Source organism: Phytopseudomonas argentinensis (genome assembly GCF_900113905.1).
In the GTDB taxonomy this organism is placed as follows: Bacteria; Pseudomonadota; Gammaproteobacteria; order Pseudomonadales; family Pseudomonadaceae; genus Aquipseudomonas; species Aquipseudomonas argentinensis.
This window is the reverse complement of sequence record NZ_FORC01000002.1, coordinates 856921-872560: the sequence shown is the minus strand read 5'-3', so window position 1 is coordinate 872560 and position 15640 is coordinate 856921. Positions and strand designations below refer to the sequence as shown.

At 65.0% G+C, this 15640-nt stretch carries 17 protein-coding genes; 3 read left to right on the top strand and 14 right to left on the bottom strand.

The features are described 5' to 3' along the window. Positions 1-12: 12 nt before the first annotated feature. Both BM154_RS12485 and BM154_RS12480 read right to left on the bottom strand, forming a co-directional pair. Entirely contained in the window at positions 13-933 is a 921-nt protein-coding gene (locus tag BM154_RS12485; protein WP_074884070.1) for a lipid A biosynthesis lauroyl acyltransferase, read from the bottom strand. A gap of 65 nt (positions 934-998) precedes the next feature. After that, positions 999-1280 (bottom strand): DUF2218 domain-containing protein, encoded by a 282-nt coding sequence (locus BM154_RS12480; protein WP_074884067.1) that lies wholly within the window; start codon positions 1278-1280, stop codon positions 999-1001. A 175-nt stretch (positions 1281-1455) separates the two neighbouring features. Here BM154_RS12480 and BM154_RS12475 point away from each other — a divergent pair, with 175 nt between their 5' ends. Further along, a complete protein-coding gene (locus BM154_RS12475) occupies positions 1456-2637 on the top strand; it encodes an acetyl-CoA C-acetyltransferase (RefSeq protein ID WP_074884064.1) in 1182 nt (393 codons plus the stop codon). 56 nt (positions 2638-2693) lie between these two features. On the opposite strand, the gene BM154_RS12470 is transcribed toward BM154_RS12475, so the two are convergent. Next, complete coding sequence (locus BM154_RS12470) at positions 2694-3299, bottom strand: TetR/AcrR family transcriptional regulator (RefSeq protein ID WP_074884060.1); 606 nt, start codon at positions 3297-3299, stop codon at positions 2694-2696. A 111-nt stretch (positions 3300-3410) separates the two neighbouring features. On the opposite strand from BM154_RS12470, the gene BM154_RS12465 reads away from it, so the two are divergent. Further along, positions 3411-4613 (top strand): MFS transporter, encoded by a 1203-nt coding sequence (locus tag BM154_RS12465; RefSeq protein ID WP_074884057.1) that lies wholly within the window; start codon positions 3411-3413, stop codon positions 4611-4613. 32 nt (positions 4614-4645) lie between these two features. Then, positions 4646-5359: an SDR family oxidoreductase gene (bdcA, locus tag BM154_RS12460; RefSeq protein ID WP_074884054.1), complete on the top strand. Its 714-nt coding sequence runs from the start codon at positions 4646-4648 to the stop codon at positions 5357-5359. 13 nt (positions 5360-5372) lie between these two features. On the opposite strand, the gene BM154_RS12455 is transcribed toward bdcA, so the two are convergent. The 11 genes from BM154_RS12455 to BM154_RS12405 all read right to left on the bottom strand — a co-directional run bounded on the left by BM154_RS12455 (position 5373) and on the right by BM154_RS12405 (position 15519). Then, complete coding sequence (locus tag BM154_RS12455; protein ID WP_074884050.1) at positions 5373-5804, bottom strand: YkvA family protein; 432 nt, start codon at positions 5802-5804, stop codon at positions 5373-5375. A 354-nt stretch (positions 5805-6158) separates the two neighbouring features. Then, on the bottom strand, positions 6159-6896 hold the full coding sequence (gene bamJ, locus BM154_RS12450; protein ID WP_074884048.1) for a BamJ family beta-barrel-assembly machinery protein: 738 nt from the start codon (positions 6894-6896) through the stop codon (positions 6159-6161). Between the two features lie 249 nt (positions 6897-7145). Then, positions 7146-8048: a hydroxymethylglutaryl-CoA lyase gene (locus tag BM154_RS12445; RefSeq protein WP_074884044.1), complete on the bottom strand. Its 903-nt coding sequence runs from the start codon at positions 8046-8048 to the stop codon at positions 7146-7148. Further along, the gene (locus BM154_RS12440) at positions 8045-9943 is read right to left on the bottom strand and encodes an acetyl/propionyl/methylcrotonyl-CoA carboxylase subunit alpha (RefSeq protein ID WP_074884041.1); all 1899 of its coding nucleotides are present in this window, start codon (positions 9941-9943) and stop codon (positions 8045-8047) included. The genes BM154_RS12445 and BM154_RS12440 overlap by 4 nt, the downstream gene beginning before the upstream one ends. Further along, positions 9940-10737 carry a gamma-carboxygeranoyl-CoA hydratase gene (locus BM154_RS12435; protein WP_074884038.1) on the bottom strand — a complete coding sequence of 266 codons (798 nt, stop codon included), beginning with the start codon at positions 10735-10737 and terminating at the stop codon, positions 9940-9942. The genes BM154_RS12440 and BM154_RS12435 overlap by 4 nt, the downstream gene beginning before the upstream one ends. A gap of 107 nt (positions 10738-10844) precedes the next feature. Beyond that, positions 10845-12452: a carboxyl transferase domain-containing protein gene (locus tag BM154_RS12430; RefSeq protein ID WP_074884035.1), complete on the bottom strand. Its 1608-nt coding sequence runs from the start codon at positions 12450-12452 to the stop codon at positions 10845-10847. Positions 12453-12533: 81 nt separating this feature from the next. Next, positions 12534-13715, bottom strand: coding sequence for an isovaleryl-CoA dehydrogenase (locus tag BM154_RS12425; protein WP_074884031.1), 1182 nt, complete (start codon positions 13713-13715; stop codon positions 12534-12536). A 58-nt stretch (positions 13716-13773) separates the two neighbouring features. After that, positions 13774-14160 (bottom strand): MerR family transcriptional regulator, encoded by a 387-nt coding sequence (locus BM154_RS12420; RefSeq protein ID WP_074884028.1) that lies wholly within the window; start codon positions 14158-14160, stop codon positions 13774-13776. A 129-nt stretch (positions 14161-14289) separates the two neighbouring features. Further along, entirely contained in the window at positions 14290-14727 is a 438-nt protein-coding gene (locus BM154_RS12415; protein ID WP_074884025.1) for a phosphotransferase system, HPr-related protein, read from the bottom strand. An 84-nt stretch (positions 14728-14811) separates the two neighbouring features. Then, complete coding sequence (locus tag BM154_RS12410; protein WP_074884022.1) at positions 14812-15138, bottom strand: thioredoxin family protein; 327 nt, start codon at positions 15136-15138, stop codon at positions 14812-14814. Between the two features lie 69 nt (positions 15139-15207). Then, entirely contained in the window at positions 15208-15519 is a 312-nt protein-coding gene (locus tag BM154_RS12405) for a YgaP-like transmembrane domain (protein WP_074884019.1), read from the bottom strand. Between the last annotated feature and the right edge of the window lie 121 nt (positions 15520-15640).

Sequence of the window (15640 nt, the reverse complement as noted above, 5' to 3'; positions counted from 1 at the left end):
CGGTTCGGGTGGTCAGTAGAGTTTAGGCTCGCCTTCCGGGCGGGTCTTGAAGCGCCGGTGCGCCCACAGGTACTGCTCGGGGCAGGTGACGATGGCCTGTTCGACCCACTGGTTGACCCGCAGGCAATCGGCCTCTTCGTTCTCACCCGGGAAATCGGTCAGCGGCGGGTGGATGGTCAAACGATAGCCGCCACCATCGGGCAGGCGCATCTGCGTGAACGGCAGCACGATGGCCCGCCCGAGGCGCGCGAACTTGGTGGTGGCCGTGACGGTGGCCGCCTGGATACCGAACAAGGGCGCGAACAGACTCTGCTTGCGACCGTAGTCCTGGTCGGGCGCGTACCAGATCGCCCGGCCGGCGCGCAGCACCTTGATCATCGCCCGCACGTCCTCGCGCTCGATGGCGGTGGCGTCCAGATTATGGCGCTCACGGCCGCGACGCTGCACGAAATCGAACACCGGGTTGCGGTGTTCGCGGTACATGCCGTCGATGGTGTGCACCTGGCCGAGCAGGGCGGCGCCGATTTCCAGCGTGGTGAAATGCACGGCCATGAGGATCACGCCCTGCCCTTGCGCCTGGGCCTGCTGCAGATGCTCGATACCCTCGATATGCGCCAGGCGGGCGAGCTTGTGGCGCGGCCACCACCAGCTCATGGCCATCTCGAAGAAGGCGATGCCGGTGGAGGCGAAATTCTCCTTGAGCAGGCGCTCGCGCTTTTCTGCAGGCATCTGCGGGAAACACAGTTCCAGGTTGCGCGTGGCGATTCGCCGCCGCGAGCCGGCCAGGTGATACATCAGCCAGCCCAGGCCACGGCCCAGGCGCAGCAACGCGCCGTAGGGCAGCTGCACGGTCAGCCAGAGCAGGCCGAGCCCGGCCCACAGTGGCCAGAAGCGCGGGTGAAGAAAGGCGCGACGAAAAACGGGACGATCCATTGACGATCCTGGATGGCGTTCAAAGCCGCCTAGTCTACCAGCACGCTCGCCGCTCTCGGCAGTGCTCAGCGTTGCCAGTCGATCTGCAGGGTTTCGTCGGCCACCATGCGCTGCATGTGGTCGGCCACTACCGGTTCCAGGCGATCGAGGGTTGCCGCATCCGGCGCGTCGATGACTGCCGTCAGGCCACCCTCGAAACGGCTCAGGACAAGGCGCGCCGGATCGAAGAGGATCTCGCCGCGCTGCTCGTCGAAGCTCACCTGGAATTTGTGACTCCAGTGCCGGCACAGGCGGGTCAGGCAGCGCAGCCCCTGTTCGGTGGTGACCGTTGCACGGGATTCGGGCATGACAGTATTCCTGATGTCGTCGAGGAGGTCGGAATCTAGCACGCTGCCTCACTGCCCGGCACACGCCATTATCGATGCAAACAATCGAAAAACCCGGACTTGCATGGCAGCTGAGGGGGCGTCAGGATCGTAGCCAGTCAATAACAATATCCGCCCCCACGGCCAGGAGAACCCCATGCAAGATGTCGTCATCGTTGCCGCCACCCGTACCGCCATTGGCAGCTTCCAGGGCGCGCTGGCGGATGTACCGGCCACCGAACTGGGCGCTGCGGTGATCCGCCGCCTGCTCGAGCAGACGGGCCTGGACGGTACCCAGGTCGACGAAGTGATCCTTGGCCACGTGCTGACCGCCGGCGCCGGGCAAAACACCGCGCGCCAGGCCGCGATCAAGGCCGGCCTGCCCCCTGCGGTGCCGGCGCTGACCCTCAACAAGGTCTGCGGCTCGGGGCTCAAGGCCCTGCACCTGGGCGCCCAGGCGATCCGCTGCGGCGATGCCGAGGTGATCATCGCCGGCGGCATGGAAAACATGAGCCTGGCGCCCTACGTGCTGCCCAAGGCGCGCACCGGGCTGCGCATGGGCCATGGGCAATTGGTCGACAGCATGATCAGCGACGGCCTGTGGGATGCCTTCAACGACTACCACATGGGCATCACCGCCGAAAACCTGGTGGACAAATACGCCATCAGCCGTGAAGACCAGGACGCCTTCGCCGCCGCCTCGCAACAGAAAGCCATCGCCGCCATCGAAACCGGGCGCTTCGCCGACGAAATCACCCCGATCCTGATCCCCCAGCGCAGGGGCGAGCCCGTCGCGTTCGCCACCGATGAACAACCCCGCGCCGGCACCACGGCCGACGCCCTGGGCAAGCTCAAACCGGCCTTCAAGAAGGATGGCAGCGTGACCGCCGGCAACGCCTCGAGCCTCAACGACGGCGCCGCGGCGGTGCTGCTGATGAGCGCGGGCAAGGCCCAGGCGCTGGGCCTGCCGGTGCTGGCACGCATCAAGGCCTATGCCAACGCTGGCGTCGACCCGGCGATCATGGGCATTGGCCCGGTGTCGGCCACCCGCCGCAGCCTGGAGAAGGCCGGCTGGACGCTGGACCAGCTGGACCTGATCGAGGCCAACGAAGCCTTTGCCGCCCAGGCGCTGTCGGTGGGCAAGGAGCTGGGCTGGGATGCCAGCAAGGTCAACGTCAACGGCGGCGCCATTGCCCTTGGCCACCCGATTGGCGCCTCGGGTTGCCGGGTGCTGGTCACCCTGCTCCACGAGATGCTCAAGCGCGATGCCAGAAAGGGCCTGGCTACCCTGTGCATCGGCGGTGGCCAGGGAGTGGCCTTGCTGCTCGAACGCGACTGAATACCCAGACCCCCGTCTTGGTTGCTGCACCAGATCCACGCATGCGGCCCTGTCCGCTAGGCGCGGCAGCCGTCCCAGAGCTTCATGACCTGAGTGACCGCCGCGTCCATCGCGGCATGCTCGATGCCGTCGCGCGCCAGGGTTGAAAGCCCGAGCAGGAAGCTGTCGAACGCCGCGGTCAGCGCCGCAACATCGGTGTCGCCGGCCAGCTCGCCTGCGGCGATGGCCCGCTCGATACAGGCCCGAATCCCCTCTCGCGTGCGCTGGCGGTTTTCACCCGGCAGCGTCAACCCCTGTGGCGGCGTGCACACGCCGATCACCCCGAGCGCCACCATGCAGCCGCGCGGATGGCCGACTTCACACTGCATCCTCGCCGAGCGCCGCAGTGCCAGCTCGACGGCCTCGCGGGCCGGCAGCTCAGTGTCGAACAGGCTTTCGGTAACCCGCCCGTGGGTCTCCATGTAGAGCGCCATGACTTCGTTATAGAGCGCTTCCTTGGAGCCGAAAGCGGCGTAGAAACTCGGCGCGGAAATGCCGCCAGCGATGCCGGCCTTGAGCTGGCTGAGGGAAGTGGCTTCGTAGCCGTGCTCCCAGAACAGGTGCATCGCCTGTACCAGTGCCGCCTGCCGATCGAATGTGCGTGGGCGCCCCATCTGTGCCATATGCATCCTCCTGCCTGACCACATAAATACTAGTCGATACAAAAGTCATTGACCACCGGGTATCGATCGACCTACATTTGTATCGACCGATACATATATGAGCATCCCACCATGACATCCTCTACGAAACCCGACGCCCTCCCCGTGTCCGCACTACTCGCCCTGGCGATGACCGGCTTTATCTGCATCCTCACCGAAACCCTGCCGGCAGGCTTGCTGCCGCAGATCAGCGCCGGCCTTGGCGTATCCCAGGCGCTGGCCGGCCAGTTGGTGACTCTCTACGCTCTGGGCTCGCTGCTGGCGGCCATTCCCCTGACCATCGCCACCCAGGGCTGGCGGCGACGCAACGTGCTGTTGCTGGCAATCGTCGGCTTTCTGCTGTTCAACTCGATCACCGCCTGGTCTTCCGACTATGTGCTGACGCTGATCGCGCGCTTCTTCGCCGGCATGGCGGCAGGGCTGGCCTGGAGCCTGATCGCCGGCTATGCCCGGCGCATGGTCGCCCCGCACCAGCAGGGCCGCGCCCTGGCGCTGGCCATGGTCGGCACGCCCATCGCGCTGTCCCTGGGCGTGCCCATCGGCACCTGGCTCGGTGGAGTGGTGGGCTGGCGCACGGCGTTTGGGCTGATGTCGCTGCTGAGCATCGTGCTGATCGTCTGGGTGCTGGCCAAGGTGCCGGACTACCCCGGCCAGGCGCGCACGCAGCGCATACCGCTGCGCGCGGTGCTGCTGACCCCGGGCGTACGTCCCGTGCTGGCGGTGGTGCTGACCTGGATGCTCGCCCATAACATGCTCTACACCTATGTCGCCCCCTTCATTGCGCCTGCCGGGCTGGGCAACCAGGTCGATGTCGTTTTGCTGAGCTTCGGCGTTGCCGCGCTGATCGGCATCTGGATCACCGGCCGGCTGGTCGATCGCTATCTGCGCCAGACGGTCATCACCAGCCTTGCCGGCTTTGCCCTGGTCGCCCTGCTGTTCGGCCTGTACGCCCAATCGGTAGTGGTGCTGTACCTCGGCGTGTTCGTCTGGGGGCTTACCTTCGGCGGCGCCGCGACCCTCTTGCAAACCGCGCTGGCCGACGCTGCCGGCTCCGGCGCCGACGTGGCCATGTCGCTGAACGTGGTGATCTGGAACAGCGCCATCGCTGCGGCAGGCCTCACTGGCGGGCTGTTGCTCGGCCAGTTCGGCGTCGGCGTGTTCCCCTGGGCGATGCTCGCCTTGCTGCTGATCGCCCTGTGGATCGCCTCGGCGGCCAGCCAACACGGTTTCCCTGCCGGCCAGCGGCGCACCGACGTGCTGGTCGCCGGCCATTGACCTTCACCCTTACCAAGCAGGAGCCAGTCAGCATGCCCTACTCACAGCCTCAATCCGTTCTCGTCCTCGGCGGCAGCCGCGGTATCGGCGCCGCCATCGTGCGTCGCTTCGCCAGCGATGGCGCGCGGGTCACCTTCACCTACGCCAGCTCGGCAGCACCTGCTCTTGAGCTCGCAGAGCAAACCGGCAGCACCGCCCTGCAGTTGGACAGTGCCGACCGCCAGGCCCTGACGTCGGCTATCGAGGGCCTTGGCGCCATCGACGTAGTGGTGGTCAATGCCGGCGTCTTCGTCGGCGGCGACCCGTTGGAGCTGGATGCCGATGCCGTCGACCGGCTTTTCACCATCAACGTCAACGCGCCTTACCACGCAGCAGTAAGCGCAGCGCGGCAGATGCCAGACGGCGGGCGAATCATCCTGATCGGCTCGACCAATGCCGACCGTGTGCCGATGCCGGGCGTCGCCGCCTACAGCGCCAGCAAGGCGGCGCTGACCGGCATGGTCAAGGGCTTGGCCCGGGACTTCGGTCCCCGCGGCATCACCGTGAACCTGGTGCAGCCAGGCCCGACGGACACCGACATGAACCCCGCTGACGGCCCGCTGAACGACTTGATGCACAGTTTCATGGCGATCAAGCGCCATGCCCGCAGCGAGGAAGTCGCCGGCATGGTGGCCTGGCTCTCGGGCAGCGAGGCCAGGTTGGTGACCGGCGCCGCGCTGACCCTCGACGGCGGCTTCGCCGCCTGAGGGCCTGGCTTGCTCAGCTTACCCGTTCGGCCACCGGCAGCTTGGCAATGGCTTCGCGGGTTTCCCGATCCTGGGCGTCGCGCCAGGCGCGGAATGCATCCAGCTCGCTGCCCCAGGTCTTCATCACCCAGGCCAGGACTGCCAGGTCGTCGACCAGGCCAAGGCCGGGAATGAAATCGGGAATGGCGTCCAGCGGCGATACGAAGTAGATCAGCCCGGCGACGATGGCCACCAGCGCCTGCGGGTTGATCGACCGGTAACTGCCCCGCCACCAGGCCACACATAGCTCCTGCAGCAGGCCCAGATCGTTCCTGAGCGACGACAGACTGCGCCTGCCACCGCCACTCTTACGGGTTACCGCCAGCAATAGCGCCGGCAGACGACCGCGCTTGAGGAAGCGCTGCGCAATGGGCAGGTAACGGGCGAAATTCCACGGTGCATTCATGACCACTCCTCGTCAGCCCGCACAGCTGCTGGGCTGTCTGCGGTTATCCACCATAGCTGTGGATAACCTTGTGAACAGTTATGGGATTAGCTTACCAAAGCCCCTTGCCATGCGGCTTCGCCACAGATCGGACATTTTTTATCCAGCCAATAAAACCCTGCTAAATCAATCAGTTAAAAAAATCAAAAGATTTAGTAAAAAACCTGACCAAGCGAATGACAATCTTTGTACACATGTGCATAACCGAGCTGTCAAGGGCTTGCATTCAGCATCTTTTGCGATTAGGAAGGCGCAAATCGAGCCTTCAGAAACGACAACGCCCCGGCAGGCGGGGCGTTGTTTCAATCAGCGCGCTTACTTGGCCGGAGCGGCCTCGGGAGCGGCTTGCTCGGCAGCGTTCTGGTCCTTGATGCCCAGCAGCTCGAGGTCGAACACCAGTACCGAGTTAGCCGGAATCGCCGGGCTCGGGCTCTGGGCGCCGTAGGCCAGTTCAGCAGGGATGTACAGTTTGACCTTCTCGCCAACGTGCATCAGCTGCAGACCTTCAACCCAACCCGGGATCACGCCGCCAACCGGCAGGTCGATCGGGGTGCCACGCTCGATCGAGCTGTCGAATACGGTGCCGTCGGTGAGCTTGCCTTCGTAGTGAACGGTGACCACGTCGTCAGCCTTGGGCTGCGGGCCATCGGCCTTCTTGACCACCTCGTACTGCAGGCCGGAAGCGGTGGTGGTGACGCCGTCACGCTTGCCGTTCTCTTCCAGGAACTTCTTGCCAGCGGCAGAAGCTTCTTCGTTCATCTTGGTCATGCGCTCTTCGGCACGCTTCTGCAGAGAGGCGAAGGCCTCGATCAGCTCTTCGTCCTTCAGGCGCTGCTCTTTCTTGCCGATGGCGTCTTCGATGCCTTGGGCAACGGCGTTCGGATCCAGGTCGTCCATGCCTTCCTGAGCCAGGCTCTTGCCCATGTTCAGACCGATACCGTAGGACGCCTTCTGCGCCGGAGTTTCCAGTTTTACGTCGCTGGTTTGCGAATCGCAACCGGCGAGCACCAGGCCCACCAGGGCGATCGCTGCTGCCAAACGATGCTGTTTCATGCTGATTCCTTGTCCGCTGCGCCCTAGGGCTATCGAGTGAAGGCGCGAGCTTAGGGTGTGTGAGTGTATCAACGCAAGCCGCGGCGCCCGGATTTATCCAGGCAAATCACACGTACGCTGCGAGAAGTAGCGAGCGGTGGCAAAAAGCCAACCGAAACGTCCAGCCCGTGCCAACACGGCGACGTAACTGACTAGCCGATATGAGTTTTCCTGAGGCCAGAAGTTCAGCGGCGGCCAGCGAAAGCGGGCTCACTCGAGCGCTGATCGCGCTCGTGCCACCCGCGACGCGGAGTCACGCCCCAGCACCTGGCTGATACGCTGCCCCGCTTTGATCAGTCCAGGCAGGTCCACCCCGGTTTCGATACCCAGGCCCTCCAGCAGATAGACCACATCTTCGCTGGCCACATTGCCGGTCGCGCCCCTCGCATAAGGGCAGCCGCCAAGGCCGGCGACCGAGCTGTCGAACACCGCGATGCCCTCCAGCAGGCTGGCGTAGATATTGGCCAGCGCTTGCCCGTAGGTGTCATGGAAATGCCCGGCCAGGCACTCACGTGGCACCTCGCGACCGACCACCTCGAACAGGTTACGTACCGCGCCGGCGGTACCCACACCAATGGTGTCGCCCAGGGATACCTCGTAGCAGCCCATGGCCTGCAACTCGCGGGAGACGACCGCCACCTGCTGGGCCTGGATAGCGCCGTCGTAGGGGCAGCCGAGCACGCAGGACACATAGCCGCGTACCCGAATGCCATGATCCTGGGCGGCCGCCATGACCGGTTCGAAGCGCTTCAGGCTCTCGGCAATCGAGCAATTGATATTGCGCTGTGAAAAGGCTTCGGACGCCGCGGCGAACACCGCGACCTCCCTTACCCCGGCCGCCAGTGCTGCCTCCAGCCCTTGCAGGTTGGGGGTCAATGCCGCATAGGTGACGCCGGGGCGCTGGTCGATGCCGGCGAATACCTCGGCGCTGCCGGCCATCTGCGGCACCCATTTGGGCGAAACGAAGCTGCCGACCTCTATATAGCCCAGCCCGGCGGCGCTCAGGTCATCGATCAGGCGCACCTTGTCAGCCACGCCTATCGGTTGCTTCTCGTTCTGCAGGCCATCACGGGGGCCGACTTCCACCAGACGCACATGGCTGGGCAGGCTCATGGCTGCGCCTCCAGCTCGACCAGCACGGTTCCTTCACCGATAAGATCGCCCTCGGTGCAGTATATGGCCTTGATGACACCTGCCTGGGGCGCGCGAATGCTGTGCTCCATCTTCATGGCCTCCAGCACCACCAGGGCAGCGCCCGCTTCGACGCTTTGCCCGGGCGCGACCAGCACGCGCACGATGCTGCCGTTCATGGGCGCAGTTAGCCCACCCTGCAGGGCAGCACCCACCGCGGCGGCGGCAAGCGGATCGCAACGACGCACGGCCAGCCACTCCATGCCCCAGCGCAGATAGAGGGTGTCGCCCTGGCGCAGGGACGTTTTCGGCGCGGCAGTTGCCGGCTCGACGTGCACGCGACGGGTAAAGTCGCCGCAGGTCAGGCTCATTGGCGTGCCTGCTGGCAAGGCGCTGCGCCAGGCGTTGCGGGCAGCCCAGGGCGAATTCGGATCGTCGGCTCGCTGGCGGGTGGCATCGGTGGCCAACAAGGCAGCACCCGCCTGTTGCCAGAAGGCATCCGGCAGCTCCTGCCTTGACGGCAGTAGCTGCGCCTGATGCCGTTCGATAAAGCCGGTGTCCAGCTCGGCGGCAGCGAACGCCGGATGGGCGAGGATACGCTGCAGAAACGCCAGGTTGGTCTTGAAGCCGCCAACCAGGGTCTCGGCCAGCATGGCCAGCAGACGCTGGCGAGCTTCCTCGCGGCTTTCGCCCCAGGCGATCAGCTTGGCCAGCATCGGGTCGTAGAACGGCGACACCTCATCGCCCTGCTCCACGCCGCTGTCGACCCGCCGCCCCGGCCCGCCTGCCGGCTCACGGTACAAGTCGAGATGCCCACTGGCCGGCAGAAAACCGCCTTCCGGGTCCTCGGCATACAGACGCACTTCTATCGCGTGCCCATCGAGCGGTACCTGATCCTGGCGGATTGGCAGCGGCTCGCCACGGGCCACGCGGATCTGCCAGGCCACCAGGTCAAGGCCGGTGATCGCCTCGGTCACCGGGTGCTCGACCTGCAGGCGGGTATTCATCTCCATGAAGAAGAACTCGCCGCGGGCATCGAGCAGGAACTCCACGGTGCCGGCGCCCACATAACCGATGGCCTGGGCGGCCCGTACCGCGGCCTCACCCATGGCCCGGCGCAGCTCGGCAGACAGGCCGGGCGCCGGCGCCTCTTCGACCACCTTCTGGTGACGGCGCTGGATTGAGCAATCGCGTTCGTTGAGGTACAGGCAGTTGCCGTGCTGATCGGCAAATACCTGAATCTCCACGTGGCGCGGCTGCAGCACGTATTTCTCCACCAGCATGCGCGAGTCACCGAAGGCCGACTGCGCTTCGCGCTGTGCCGAGGCCAGGGCGTCGGCCAGATCCGCCTCGCGCTCGACGATCTTCATGCCCTTGCCGCCGCCGCCGGCGGTGGCCTTGAGCAATACCGGGTAGCCGATCTGCTGAGCCGCCTGGCGGAAGGTTTCCAGTTCCTGATCCTCGCCGTGGTAACCGGGCACCAGAGGCACACCGGCTTCCTCCATCAGCGCCTTGGCCGCCGACTTGCTGCCCATGGCATCGATGGCGCTGGCCGGCGGGCCGAGAAAGAGCAGCCCGGCGGCTTCGAGCTTGCGGGCGAAGGTGGCGTTCTCGGAGAGAAAGCCGTAGCCGGGGTGGATGGCCTCGGCGCCACTGGCCCGGGCGGCTTCGATGACTTTGTCCATCAGCAGGTAGCTGTCGGCCGGTTTGGCGCCGCCCAGGGCGAAGGCGATGTCCGCCTCGCGCACGTGCCGGGCGCTGCGGTCGATGGCGCTATGCACCGCCACGGTGGTGAGCCCGAGGGACTTGGCGGTACGCATGACCCGACAGGCGATTTCGCCCCGGTTGGCGATCAACAGTGTGGTGATGGTTTTCATGACTGGGCCTGCCAGGCGGGTGTGCGTTTTTCCAGAAAGGCGCCGAGGCCCTCCTGCCCTTCTTCACTGATGCGGATGCCGGCGATCACGCTTTCCGTGCGCTGGCGCAGTGCGTCGCTCAACACGCCGCTGCCAACACCGTGCAGCAGCGCCTTGGTTTCGCGCATGGCCTGGGGGCTGTTGAGCAGCAGCGTGGCGACCCACTGCTCCAGCTCGCTCTCCAGCTCCGCCGGCGGATAGCACTCGGCGAGCAGGCCCAGCTCCCGGGCGTGCTCACCACTGAAACGCTCGGCACTCAGGGCATAGCGGCGCGCCGCGCGCTCGCCAATGGCCTGCACCACGTAGGGGCTGATCACCGCGGGCGCCAGGCCGATGCGCACTTCGGAAAGGCTGAACAGCGCGTCACTGGCCCCGATGGCGATGTCGCAGCAGGCGGTCAGTCCCACCGCACCGCCGAATGCCGCGCCCTGCACCACGGCGAGGGTCGGACACGGCAGGTGGTAAAGCTGGCTCATCAATTCGCCAAGCTCGTGGGCATCGCGCAGGTTGGCGGCATAGTCGAGCGCAGCCGAGGCCTGCATCCAGGCCAGGTCTGCGCCGGCAGAAAAGTGCTTGCCGCGCCCGCGCAGGATCATAAAACGCAGGCTGTCATCAGCGGCTACCTGGCGTAGCGCCTGGATCAGCTCCGCGATCATCTCGGCGTTGAAGGCGTTGTGTTTGTCCGCGCGGTTCAGCCACAGCGTGGCGACGCCGCGCGGGTCTTTTTCAAGTTGGAGGGTGCTGAAATTGGTCATGGCGATGGGCTCGAAATAGACGCTGGCTCTGCTGGGAGGGGCCGGGCGGCGATCCCTTTAGCCGCGAGCGTTGCTGCGGCCGTCGCGGCTAAAGCCCCTCCCACGGATCACATACGGAACACGCCGAAGCGTGTCGGCTCGATGAGCGCGTTGAGGCTGGCGGAAATCGCCAGGGCCAATACTTCGCGGGTTTGTGCCGGGTCGATTACCCCGTCGTCCCACAACCGGGCGCTGGAGTAGAAGGCGTGGGCCTGGCGCTCGTACTGCTCGACGATGGGCTGCTTGAGGCGCTGTTCGTCCTCGGCGGAAAACACCTGGCCGGCGCGCTGCGCCTGCTCGTGCTTGACCTGCACCAGCACCCCGGCTGCCTGTTGCGCGCCCATCACACCGATCTTGGCGTTGGGCCACATCCACAGAAAGCGCGGGTCATAGGCACGGCCGCACATGCCGTAGTTACCGGCACCAAAGCTGCCGCCGATGATCACCGTGAACTTCGGCACCCGGGCACAGGCAACCGCGGTGACCAGCTTGGCACCGTGCTTGGCGATACCGCCTTCCTCGTATTTCTTGCCGACCATGAAGCCGGTGATGTTCTGCAAGAACAGCAACGGGATGCCACGCTGGCAGGCCAGTTCTATGAAGTGCGCGCCCTTCTGGGCGGCCTCGGCGAAGAGGATGCCGTTGTTGGCCAGGATGGCGATCGGGTAGCCATTGAGGTGTGCGAAACCACATACCAGGGTGGTGCCGAACAGTGCCTTGAATTCATCGAACTGCGAGTCGTCGACGATCCGGGCGATCACCTCGCGCACCTCGAACGGTTGCTTGGCGTCGGCGGGAATCAGCCCGTACAGCTCATCGGCGCCATAGCGGGGCGCGATCGGTGCCTGCACCTGCAACTGGCCGAGCTTGCGCCAGTTGAGATTGGCCACGCAGCGCCGCGCCAGGGCCAGGGCGTGTTCGTCGTTCTCGGCGTAGTGGTCGGCTACGCCGCTTGCCCGGCAGTGCACATCGGCGCCGCCCAGCGCCTCGGCGCTGACCACCTCGCCTGTGGCGGCCTTTACCAGGGGTGGGCCGGCGAGAAAGATGGTCGCCTGTTCGCGCACCATGATGGTTTCGTCGCTCATCGCCGGCACGTAGGCGCCGCCGGCGGTGCACGAGCCCATCACCACGGCGATCTGGGGAATCCCCATGGCACTCATGTTGGCCTGGTTGAAAAAGATCCGCCCGAAGTGCTCGCGATCCGGGAACACTTCGTCCTGGCGCGGCAGGTTGGCGCCGCCGGAGTCCACCAGGTAGATACATGGCAAGCGGTTCTCACCGGCGATGGCCTGGGCACGCAGGTGCTTCTTGACGGTCAGCGGGTAGTAGCTGCCGCCCTTCACCGTGGCGTCGTTGGCAACGATCATGCACTCGACGCCTTCGATGCGGCCGATGCCGGCGATCACCCCGGCGGCAGCGACCTCTTCGTCGTAGACCTGGTGGGCGGCCAACGCACCGATTTCCAGAAACGGCGAGCCGGGGTCGAGCAGGCGGTCGATGCGCTCGCGCGGCAGCAGCTTGCCCTTGCCGGTATGCCGCGCCTGGGCCTTGGTGCCACCGCCCTCACAGGTCTGCGCGAGCAAGGCGCGCAGTTCTTCTACCTTGGTGAGCATCGCCTCACGGTTGGCGGCGTACTCGGGGGTGCGTGTATTGAGTTGCGTAAGCAGTGTTGCCATGACGCGGCTCCGACTGACGAACACCTTCAAAAGCTATCTGCCTTTAAAGATGCCCGGTAACAGGAAAACGAGGGGCTCCGATCAAGCCGTTTCGTTGAACAGTTCGCGGCCGATCAGCATGCGGCGTATTTCGCTGGTGCCTGCGCCGATCTCGTAAAGCTTGGCGTCGCGCCACAGGCGGCCGACCGGAAACTCGTTGATATAGCCGTTGCCACCGAGAATCTGGATCGCCTCGCCGGCCAGCCAAGTGGCCTTTTCGGCGGCGTAGAGAATCACCCCGGCGCAGTCCTTGCGCACCTGGCGCACGTGCTCGCTGCCCAATGCATCGAGCTGCTTGCCGACGGCGTACAGGTAAGCGCGACAAGCCTGCTGGGTGGTGTACATGTCGGCCAGCTTGCCCTGGATCAGTTGAAACTCGCCGATGCTCTGGCCGAACTGCTTGCGGTCGTGGATATAGGGCACCACCACATCCATGGAGGCCTGCATCAAACCCAACGGGCCGCCGGAAAGCACGGCGCGTTCGTAATCCAGGCCGCTCATCAGCACCCGCGCACCTTCGCCAACACCGCCGAGGATGTTCTCGGCCGGTACTTCGACGTCCTGAAACACCAATTCGCCGGTGTGCGAGCCACGCATGCCGAGCTTGTCGAGCTTCTGCGCCACCGAGAAACCCCTGCTGCCCTTCTCGACAATGAACGCTGTCATGCCCTTGGCACCCGCCGCCGGATCGGTCTTGGCATACACCACCAGCACGTCGCAATCCGGGCCGTTGGTAATCCACATCTTGCTGCCGTTTAGTACGTAATGGTCGCCCTTGCGGTCGGCGCGCAGCTTCATCGACACCACGTCGGAGCCGGCATTGGGCTCGCTCATCGCCAGGGCGCCGATATGTTCGCCACTGATCAGCCCGGGCAGAAAGCGGCGCTTCTGCGCTTCGCTGCCGTTGCGGTTGATCTGGTTCACGCAGAGGTTGGAATGGGCGCCGTAGGACAGGCCGATGCCGCCGGCGGCGCGGGAGATTTCTTCCATCGCCACCATATGTGCCAGGTAGCCCATGCCGGCGCCGCCATATTCTTCGCTGACGGTGAGGCCGAGCAGGCCCATGTCACCGAACTTGCGCCACAGGTCCATGGGGAACTGGTCCGTGCGGTCGGCCTCGGCGGCGCGCGGGGCGATTTCCTTGGCAGCGAAGCCGGCGACCGCGTCGCGCAGCATGTCGATTTCCTCGCCGAGGAAGAAATTCAGGCCTGGCAGGGTGCTCATGTAACGACTCTCCGTTGTTGTAGTTGTAGGAAGCGTCAAACGGTCAGTGATCGGTAATTCAGGCGGTCGCAGGAATGTCCTCTAGGGCGCTCAGGCAGCGCTGCTCGGCGGTGTCGAGTTCACGCTGCATCTGCTGGATGTCGAGCAGCTGGCGAGCCAGGTGCTCACGGCGCTCGGCGATCTTTTCCAGAAAGTGGTCGAGCTGCTTGCGATTACCGCCAGCCGGGTCGTAGAGGTCGATCAGCTCCTTGCATTCGGCCAGGGAAAAGCCGATGCGCTTGCCACGCAGGATCAGCATCAGGGTCACCCGGTCGCGAGCGCTGTAGATGCGTTCCTGGCCGCGCCGCTCGGGGGCGAGCATGCCCTGCTCCTCGTAGAAACGAATGGTGCGGGTAGTGACACCCAGCTCATGGGCCAGATCGGAAATGCTGTGGGAAATGCTCATGGCAGACCGTTGACCGATAGTTACCTTTACGTAAACGTAAGCCTGCAACTGCAGGACTGTCAAATCAATCGGTAACCTCCTGGCTGAAACGAAAAAGGCATGGCCAGTGCGGCCATGCCTTTCATCCACTCAAGGCTGCGGCTTGCCGTCCCACGGCACGCCATCGAGGGGACGGCGGCGCGCCATCTCTTCTTCGTCGAGCCCTTCCCCTGCGCCGATATCGCCTTCGCTCACCACGCTCAGATCGCGGTCGGCCGGCATGTCGTCGCCACGCTCACGAGGGGAGCGCGCGCCGGTGTCGTCGATCAGGGTTTCCGGACTCAGGTCATCCAGGCTCACGCCATCTTCGTGGCGCCCTTCACCCAGGGTTTCGCCACCACTCTGGCCCGCTTCACGCACACGCTCTTCGGGGTACTCGTGCTGGATCTCTTCGTCAGGGCGACGATCGCCGATACGCCCTTGTCGATCATCCTGGCGGTCGCTGAAATCGAGTTGCTCCATGGAGCCCATGCGGTCCTCGATATCATCGATCTCCTGGGGCGTGGCAGGTTGCTTGGGTATGCTCATGATGGTCTCCGCTGTGGGTCTATCTGGTGGACTCGCCCCACAGCGGGAAAATTCAGGGAAAGTGACGGGCGCCAGCCGGGCCGCTCATCCTTCACCCACCAATTGCTCCAACGCCTCCTCGATTGCGCTGAGATTGGTCGGGCGAACCAGCCGGGTGACCTCCACACCGTCGCGCAGCAGTATCAGGGTCGGCCACAGCTTGACCCGAAACGAGCGCCCGAGTGGGCGGCCGCTGCCATCCTCGATTTTCAGGTGCTCGATTTCCGGGTAGTCCGGCAACACCTTGGCCAGCAACGGTTGAGCGGCCTGGCAATGGCCGCACCAGTCGGTGCCGAATTCGAGGAGGGTCATGCCCGGCCTGGCCTGCACTTCGGCTGGCGTCGGCGCCGTGGCGCTGTATGAATTGCTCATGGAATCTCCTTGCCAATGGCCAGAACGAAACCGCCCCGCTCGGGCGGGGCGATGCTTGCCAGCAGCCTGTCAGACGCCCTCGGTCGCCTTCTTGACGACAGGTTTGACGCGCTCGGCGATCTCGCCTTCGAGGCGGCTCACGGTATCGGTGATGCGGTCGACGTCGGGGCGCATCGAACGGGCGTCTTCCATGATGCTCTTGAGCCGGCAATGGCCGCTCAGGCCACGGGCCACCAACATGCCGCCGAACGCCGCGCGCGCCAGGCCGAGGATACCGCCCCGCTTGAGGCCGCCACGAGCCATGGCGATACCGCTGCCGATGGAAAGCGCACGCTCCCAACCCTGGACGTTACTGCTGCCTTGTTTATCAAATGTGGACATTGCGTTCGCTCCAGTCGGTGATTGATATGCAACCGACTGACCGCGGCGGCCTGGCGTTCGACCATGCCGACAGGCGGATTAGGGGGATGGCGGCTTGGGCCACTTTCTGCCGGATACCGGA

Coding starts and splice junctions, on each gene's coding strand:
- BM154_RS12455 (WP_074884050.1), bottom strand. CDS start 5,804: ATGAATGCACCGTGGAATTTCGCCCGTTACCTGCCCATTGCGCAGCGC.
- BM154_RS12480 (WP_074884067.1), bottom strand. CDS start 1,280: ATGCCCGAATCCCGTGCAACGGTCACCACCGAACAGGGGCTGCGCTGC.
- BM154_RS12430 (WP_074884035.1), bottom strand. CDS start 12,452: ATGGCAACACTGCTTACGCAACTCAATACACGCACCCCCGAGTACGCC.
- BM154_RS12405 (WP_074884019.1), bottom strand. CDS start 15,519: ATGTCCACATTTGATAAACAAGGCAGCAGTAACGTCCAGGGTTGGGAG.
- BM154_RS12410 (WP_074884022.1), bottom strand. CDS start 15,138: ATGAGCAATTCATACAGCGCCACGGCGCCGACGCCAGCCGAAGTGCAG.
- bamJ (WP_074884048.1), bottom strand. CDS start 6,896: ATGAAACAGCATCGTTTGGCAGCAGCGATCGCCCTGGTGGGCCTGGTG.
- BM154_RS12420 (WP_074884028.1), bottom strand. CDS start 14,160: ATGAGCATTTCCCACAGCATTTCCGATCTGGCCCATGAGCTGGGTGTC.
- bdcA (WP_074884054.1), top strand. CDS start 4,646: ATGCCCTACTCACAGCCTCAATCCGTTCTCGTCCTCGGCGGCAGCCGC.
- BM154_RS12415 (WP_074884025.1), bottom strand. CDS start 14,727: ATGAGCATACCCAAGCAACCTGCCACGCCCCAGGAGATCGATGATATC.
- BM154_RS12425 (WP_074884031.1), bottom strand. CDS start 13,715: ATGAGCACCCTGCCAGGCCTGAATTTCTTCCTCGGCGAGGAAATCGAC.
- BM154_RS12435 (WP_074884038.1), bottom strand. CDS start 10,737: ATGACCAATTTCAGCACCCTCCAACTTGAAAAAGACCCGCGCGGCGTC.
- BM154_RS12475 (WP_074884064.1), top strand. CDS start 1,456: ATGCAAGATGTCGTCATCGTTGCCGCCACCCGTACCGCCATTGGCAGC.
- BM154_RS12440 (WP_074884041.1), bottom strand. CDS start 9,943: ATGAAAACCATCACCACACTGTTGATCGCCAACCGGGGCGAAATCGCC.
- BM154_RS12465 (WP_074884057.1), top strand. CDS start 3,411: ATGACATCCTCTACGAAACCCGACGCCCTCCCCGTGTCCGCACTACTC.
- BM154_RS12445 (WP_074884044.1), bottom strand. CDS start 8,048: ATGAGCCTGCCCAGCCATGTGCGTCTGGTGGAAGTCGGCCCCCGTGAT.
- BM154_RS12470 (WP_074884060.1), bottom strand. CDS start 3,299: ATGGCACAGATGGGGCGCCCACGCACATTCGATCGGCAGGCGGCACTG.
- BM154_RS12485 (WP_074884070.1), bottom strand. CDS start 933: ATGGATCGTCCCGTTTTTCGTCGCGCCTTTCTTCACCCGCGCTTCTGG.